The organism is Pantoea sp. CTOTU46764, from assembly GCF_031974595.1.
In the GTDB taxonomy this organism is placed as follows: Bacteria; Pseudomonadota; Gammaproteobacteria; order Enterobacterales; family Enterobacteriaceae; genus Pantoea; species Pantoea trifolii.
The window spans coordinates 1-5,736 of the sequence record NZ_DALYOQ010000057.1 but is presented as its reverse complement, the minus strand read 5'-3'; the positions used below and the strand labels follow the sequence as shown (position 1 = coordinate 5,736).

Genomic DNA, 5,736 nt, shown 5'->3' with positions numbered 1-5,736 from the left:
GCTGAATCTCGACCCAGTATTTTTTTTGTTTACCTGTCCAGGCATCTGGATATTTGCATTCCAGAGACGTAGTTGCTGTGCTCATTATTTTTCTTCCTTGATATCGGTCATTTCTTCATCCGGGAACTCAATTTTCAATGCTGATGGCATAGCTGTGAATATCCGCATTGTTTTTCCATGTTCATCAGAAACGCCTTCATACACCTCACCTTCTCCGGTGGTGACCCTGTAAAATGTAAAGGGTTGGATTTCACCACTTTCTGAATCTTTTAATGTAAAACCTTCACCGTATCCTTTAGGGAAGGTATGTGGTGGAGAGTCTAGCGTGGCTGGTCCCATTTTCTGCGCATTGGCGCATTTCAGAAGAATATTTCCAGGTGCACCCATCTCAATATTGCCACCTCTGAGTTTTATATAGGCTCCGCCACAAGTGATAGTCAGTTCCTGACCAGCGCTTACAGTTACTTTCCCTTCGGCGCTGCTTATCGTGATGTCTTGTTGTGCTGCTGCGTTAAGCTCGCCTTCCTGAGCCTGGATATCCAATTTCCCTGCGCCAGCAATCAACTGCATTCCCTCTCCCTGCGCAAACACGCTGACAGTTTTAGTAGCCGCTAGCGTGATTGACTCTCCAGCACTGATGTCCGTATTTTTCCCCGACATCAGACCAACGCTTGCTCCACCTGAAGCCATACGTACTGATTTGGGGCTGACAATTCCAATGCCTTCAGGAGCATGAGCCAAAATCCCTGCTTGCTTCAAATCTTCCAGCGCATTATTAAGTTCTTCATGAGAATCTGAGTCACCTTGGGTTGCTTCAGCTTTTTGAGCAATTTCGTTTAAGCTTTTTGCTAGCGATAGCGCGTTTTTAAGTTGCCGTATTGCCTCTTCCATATCCATCATGCGCCCTTGTGCACTTTGTTGTGCATCAGCCGAGATGAATACACCTTTGCCACCGCGAACGGCAACCCAGTCATCTGTTCGCAATTCCGCGCCTTCTCCCCGGAGCAGCCTGTCATCGTCGACGTTGTGGCCTAAATTAAGCTGCGTCTTGCCACCGTACTCCGTGCTGAGCTTGACGTGCTCTTCGCCGCGCTTGTCCTCCATCCGAAGCTTGTTCAGCCCAGCGGTACGAATAACATTGCGGGTGCTGTTTTTCTCTGTGACGTGATCGACATGTCGCGAGTCGTGCAACGCGTGAGCAATGTAGGGCTGGTCAGGATCGCCTTCACGGAAGGCAATCGCCACCTCCGTTCCCTGTATCAGCGGGAAGTGGAAACCATACATATCACCGCCATAAGGTTTGGCGAGGCGCACCGGCATGCTTTCCTGACCGCGATCTTTGCTCTCTTCATCCGCATCAAATACCACGCGGTACAAACCGGAGGCATCCTGCCAGGCGTAGATATCATTGTCTTTTGCGCTGGTGACTCGCGCTGTCATGGTGCCGCTGACTTTTGGCCGTGGTAACAACCTTGGACGCCAGCACAGCGTTTCGCTATAAGGCACACCGTTGAGGTTAATCTGTAACGCCGACTTACGGCTGGCACTGAGGTGGATGCGGGTGACGACGACCGGACTCTGAAGCTGTTCCGGCAGCGTTGGCAAAACACCATCAATAATGGTCAGCACCTTGCCTGGAGCCAGCGATGCGTCATTGCTGATGCCAGTAATCAGCGTCTGGCCGCACAAAAAACGTTCGTGATCGAGGCGCGCGTAATAGTTCGCAGTCTCCGGCGCGGGCACATATTTATCGCCGCTGTCAGGATGACGCGGACGGTAATGATAAACCAGCCCGTAGTTGATCTCATCACCATCGCCGCGCGACATATCCGCCTGAACCGAACGTAAAATACGTTGCGCCTCGCGATGGTTGTAATCTTTCGCGACCACCCCTGCTTCGACCACTTTGTGGATGATATTCAGTCCCCAGATCGATTCCTGTCCGTTATCTTCCAGGCCGGAAGGGCTGTTAAGTGGCAACGGCTTACCCTGAATAAGCGCAGACTGAGCATCACCAAACCGAACAACTTCAGTCTGGGTGTCTGGCTGGAGCGTGAACATGTAAAAGATGCCGACTTCCGACAGCAAGCGGCGAATAAACTGAAGGTCACTTTCCTGGTACTGATTTATCTGCTCACGCCTGGGATATTCGTGCTTCAGGCTGAATTCATATTCCCAGCCCTGAAAACCGTGTTCATCCAGTATCTGGCTTACCACTTCCGGAACCGATTTATTCACAAAGAAACGGTGGGAGCGATATTGCTTATCCAGCAATGCAAGGCGTGGCTCAATAACTATTAGATAAGTCACCTGATCGGCCGAACCCGTCAGACGGTGAAAATCGGTGATGTAACCATGCACCATTTTTTGCCCCGACAGCCCCATCAACTCGCCCGTACCCATGGTCAGCGTCGCTGGTTTACGCAGCATCTGCGCGGCCGTGATGTCTTTATCCGGGCTAGTGAACAGCACATCGTAGTGATAGTTCTCACTCAATGCTTCTGTGCCGTTAAAGTTCTCGACGTCAATACTGGATGAGCATGAGGGGATAGAAAGCTTGTAACGGTTCAACGTCCCGTTTATTAACGAGGATGCACCTTGCAGTAAATCAGTTATGTTCATGTCATTCACTCCTTGATGACAGCCGGCCACAACGTCTCTATCACTGGTGGGGACGTTGACGACTTTCTCTGGGCTTTATTAATGTTCTCTGACAGCGGCTGGATAAATTGTTTTGATGCTATTACGAGACCGCATTTCCACGAATAGTTACCATTAATTTAGAAATTGTTACCGAGGTAATGCGTAATTTCATTCTCCTGCAGTGGGATGTTTTTAACCTGACGCCCATCAATTTGTATGGCATTTGAAAACACCCTTGTATTTTGACGCTTTTTAATTGGCTTCAAACTAAATCTAACCACATACTCTCCATCGCCAAACTCGTCAATTACTGATTCGGAAAGACAGATAAATCGCTCATCCTTTAAATTGGTATTATTGGGCATTAAAGATTGTCTATCATCTTCATGCCCCCTTCTGAATATACTCATGGATTATAGCGTGTAGTCGCTGGCTCCTTGCACTTCAAAGCATGCTGCATTTTCTCTTTGAGTGATATTCGCCGTTTCTGAAAACGTCACCTTATCGCCAAGGCAGCTAGTGAGAAAGACGGAACTCATTATCAGAGTGAAGGAAAACCCTGTTTTATAAAACAGATGACATTTCATCATGATTATCTTAGCGTCATATTTAGTATTTGCCTTACCATTAAAACACTTATCTTGGTGGTTATTTTAGGCGCCAGCTACACACCGATTAAATTATTGATAGCTTCGCGCCATTTCAATATTATGTAACTGAAAGCTACCCACGTTTCCATTAACCACTTTAACAGCAACGACAAAGCTTCTAATCGAATCAAAACCCCCGCCGTTTTTAAGAATAAATTTAACTATATATTCTTTTCCTTCAACAGGCGAAAACTCATCCGGGGAAAGACATAGCATGCCATTTGAGATTTCAACGTCCCTGACAATCCTGTTTTTTTGCTCTGTTCGCGGAGTATATCTCAGATTAACTGACAGATAAGTTGGGATATATCCTTCTGCATTTTTTATGGGAAAGCAAACATCATTTCCTTTATGTACTGCTTTCGTTGTTTCATCGCACCATCCTCTGTCCCCCGAACCCGGACATCCGCTAAGAAATACAGAACTTATGATCAAAGTAGAAATGACTATATTTCTATTATAAAAACCACGATCAATCATTTTAACTCACTGAGCGATAAAATTCTTAATCCTTAGATAACTCAAAAACAGATCATTCAGAAATAAAAGAGGGAAGATAATCGGAGTTATATAACTTTAAATTTAAAACCCTCCCATCTATAACCATTATGGATGCGACTTTTCTAAAGGCAGGGAGTTTCGTTGAGGTTGAAAGCAAAGTGTAATGAATGGTATAAGCAGTATTTTCTACCATAGGCCACTGTGATGATGAAAGACAACGCTTAGTATTCACTGCTAACAACTCACTTCCCGCGTACGTTTTCCTTAATCCTGAACCATCCTTGTTTTTTATAGAAATGATGCTCAAATAATACGAATCATTTTGGGGAGTGCTAATACAAAGCATATCCTTAACCAGAATAATATTTGTATCACGCTTAAACCCAACCTGTTCTTCTCCCAAAGTACATCCGATCAGAAATAAGCATGTGAGTAAGCTAATAAAATAGTTTTGTAAATGCTTCACCATGGAAACCCTCTAAGAGCTACTTTATATGCTGCACTGGCTTCAGTCTCACTCATAGCCTTGATTAATTTAACGTAATTATACATTCTAAATTGATTCCAGCGGTCAAATCCCCATTCGGAGAGAATGTAGTTATCAGCAATAATCTGAGCTTGCTGTTCCATCGGGTATTCACTCAATAACCGACCATCAAGGTCATAGGTGTAATCAGCCATAAAACTGACCACTCCCCGGCAGATGACACACATGCCTCTTTCACGTTGCCATACATGACTGAGTTCATGAATAAATACATGCATGTCAGCGATATCACTCTGTAATAGGTCAGAGAAATCAGCCCTGTATAGCGCGGTTCTGTAATATATTTCACCATTTGGTGTCATGGCGACGCGCTCATGCTGTAGGCCAAAAGGCAAATAACTTTCATGATGGATCCAGACCTTGCCGTAAGAGATCTTCTCGCCAAACACCTTTTTGGCAAGTTGTATTTCACCTACGGTCATCAAGCGCAGGCTCCCCTCTTTAATAGCCGCTTTTCTAGCTTTATCTGTCATGCTTACTCACCCAAAATCATTACACCGCCCTCCTGGCGTCAACGTTCTCCCGCCACAGCGACGGCAGCGGGAGAGTTCGGAAATATCAGGCCTGAGGTTCGTGCGGCGTTTCATCAGCGCTGTCAGACACGCTGTGCATGCTGTCACGGGTGTTTTTCTGTACCGCTACAGCACCGAATAACGCCATGAAAAATGACACGCCGTAAAAGCCTTTTTCGCTCGGCATCAGCGTTGCATTCCACAGCCCAGCAACCAGCAACACCACGGCAATAGTGAAGGCCAGTAGGCAAACCATGTGATAAAGGTGTGTAGTCGGAATACCTTCCAAACGGTCGCGTACGGTTTTTTGCAGCGAAACCGCCGCGAACAGTCCGAGGATCAGCACCGCGAAGTAATAGTCTTTTTCATTCAGCTCCATCTCCGCGCGCCACAGGCCCGCCAGATAAACCAGCGTGCCGCCAAGCATGGCAATCCAGGAAATCGCGATAAAGGCAGGTGAAACGGGGATATTTTGAGTTTTCATACACACTCCTTGTTATTAAAAACGTCACGTGTTCAGAAGATAAAGCTCACTTCACCCTCTTCATTGGTATCCAGCGTCAGGCTGTTGCCTAAGGTGCCGCTGGCGCGGTGCTGCACAATCATCTGGCTCAGCACCGGCAGAATCTGCTGATTGAGCAGGCTGTCGACGTTGCGCGCCCCGGTGTCCGGCAGCAGGCAGGCGTTGGTGAGCATCTCGTACAGGCCGTCGCCGATGGTGGTGCGGATGCCGTAATGACGCTGCAGACGTTTGCTGACCTGGCTGAGCTTCATTTCCACGATGATGCGCATCGCGTCGCGCGCCAGCGGGCGGTAAATCACCGTCTGGAAGCGCGCCAGCAGCGCGGGCTGGAAGTGGTCGCGCAGGATCGGGCGCAGGCAC

Annotated in this window: 6 protein-coding genes and 1 pseudogene; all 7 read right to left on the bottom strand. The window is 47.3% G+C overall.

Annotated elements, in window-relative coordinates; genetic code table 11:
- Nucleotides 1-84: 84 nt before the first annotated feature.
- Nucleotides 85-2,622 (bottom strand): type VI secretion system tip protein VgrG, encoded by a 2,538-nt coding sequence (locus tag RTM06_RS16850; RefSeq protein ID WP_312183706.1) that lies wholly within the window; start codon nt 2,620-2,622, stop codon nt 85-87.
- A gap of 158 nt (nt 2,623-2,780) precedes the next feature.
- Entirely contained in the window at nt 2,781-3,053 is a 273-nt protein-coding gene (locus tag RTM06_RS16845; RefSeq protein ID WP_312183705.1) for a hypothetical protein, read from the bottom strand.
- Between the two features lie 270 nt (nt 3,054-3,323).
- On the bottom strand, nt 3,324-3,773 hold the full coding sequence (locus RTM06_RS16840) for a putative T6SS immunity periplasmic lipoprotein (RefSeq protein ID WP_265297656.1): 450 nt from the start codon (nt 3,771-3,773) through the stop codon (nt 3,324-3,326).
- 52 nt (nt 3,774-3,825) lie between these two features.
- Nucleotides 3,826-4,263, bottom strand: a complete 438-nt coding sequence (locus RTM06_RS22790; RefSeq protein ID WP_367117912.1) for a putative T6SS immunity periplasmic lipoprotein — start codon at nt 4,261-4,263, stop codon at nt 3,826-3,828.
- Nucleotides 4,257-4,814: a type IV secretion protein Rhs gene (locus RTM06_RS16835; RefSeq protein WP_312183702.1), complete on the bottom strand. Its 558-nt coding sequence runs from the start codon at nt 4,812-4,814 to the stop codon at nt 4,257-4,259. Before RTM06_RS16835 ends, RTM06_RS22790 begins: the two co-directional genes overlap by 7 nt.
- An 85-nt stretch (nt 4,815-4,899) precedes the next feature.
- Nucleotides 4,900-5,337 carry an inner membrane protein YiaA gene (yiaA, locus tag RTM06_RS16830; protein ID WP_312183700.1) on the bottom strand — a complete coding sequence of 146 codons (438 nt, stop codon included), beginning with the start codon at nt 5,335-5,337 and terminating at the stop codon, nt 4,900-4,902.
- A 32-nt stretch (nt 5,338-5,369) separates the two neighbouring features.
- A pseudogene (locus tag RTM06_RS16825) lies at nt 5,370-5,736 on the bottom strand (type VI secretion system ATPase TssH); the annotation flags it as partial.

Coding starts and splice junctions, on each gene's coding strand:
- RTM06_RS16850 (WP_312183706.1), bottom strand. CDS start 2,622: ATGAACATAACTGATTTACTGCAAGGTGCATCCTCGTTAATAAACGGG.
- RTM06_RS16845 (WP_312183705.1), bottom strand. CDS start 3,053: ATGAGTATATTCAGAAGGGGGCATGAAGATGATAGACAATCTTTAATG.
- RTM06_RS16840 (WP_265297656.1), bottom strand. CDS start 3,773: ATGATTGATCGTGGTTTTTATAATAGAAATATAGTCATTTCTACTTTG.
- RTM06_RS22790 (WP_367117912.1), bottom strand. CDS start 4,263: ATGGTGAAGCATTTACAAAACTATTTTATTAGCTTACTCACATGCTTA.
- RTM06_RS16835 (WP_312183702.1), bottom strand. CDS start 4,814: ATGACAGATAAAGCTAGAAAAGCGGCTATTAAAGAGGGGAGCCTGCGC.
- yiaA (WP_312183700.1), bottom strand. CDS start 5,337: ATGAAAACTCAAAATATCCCCGTTTCACCTGCCTTTATCGCGATTTCC.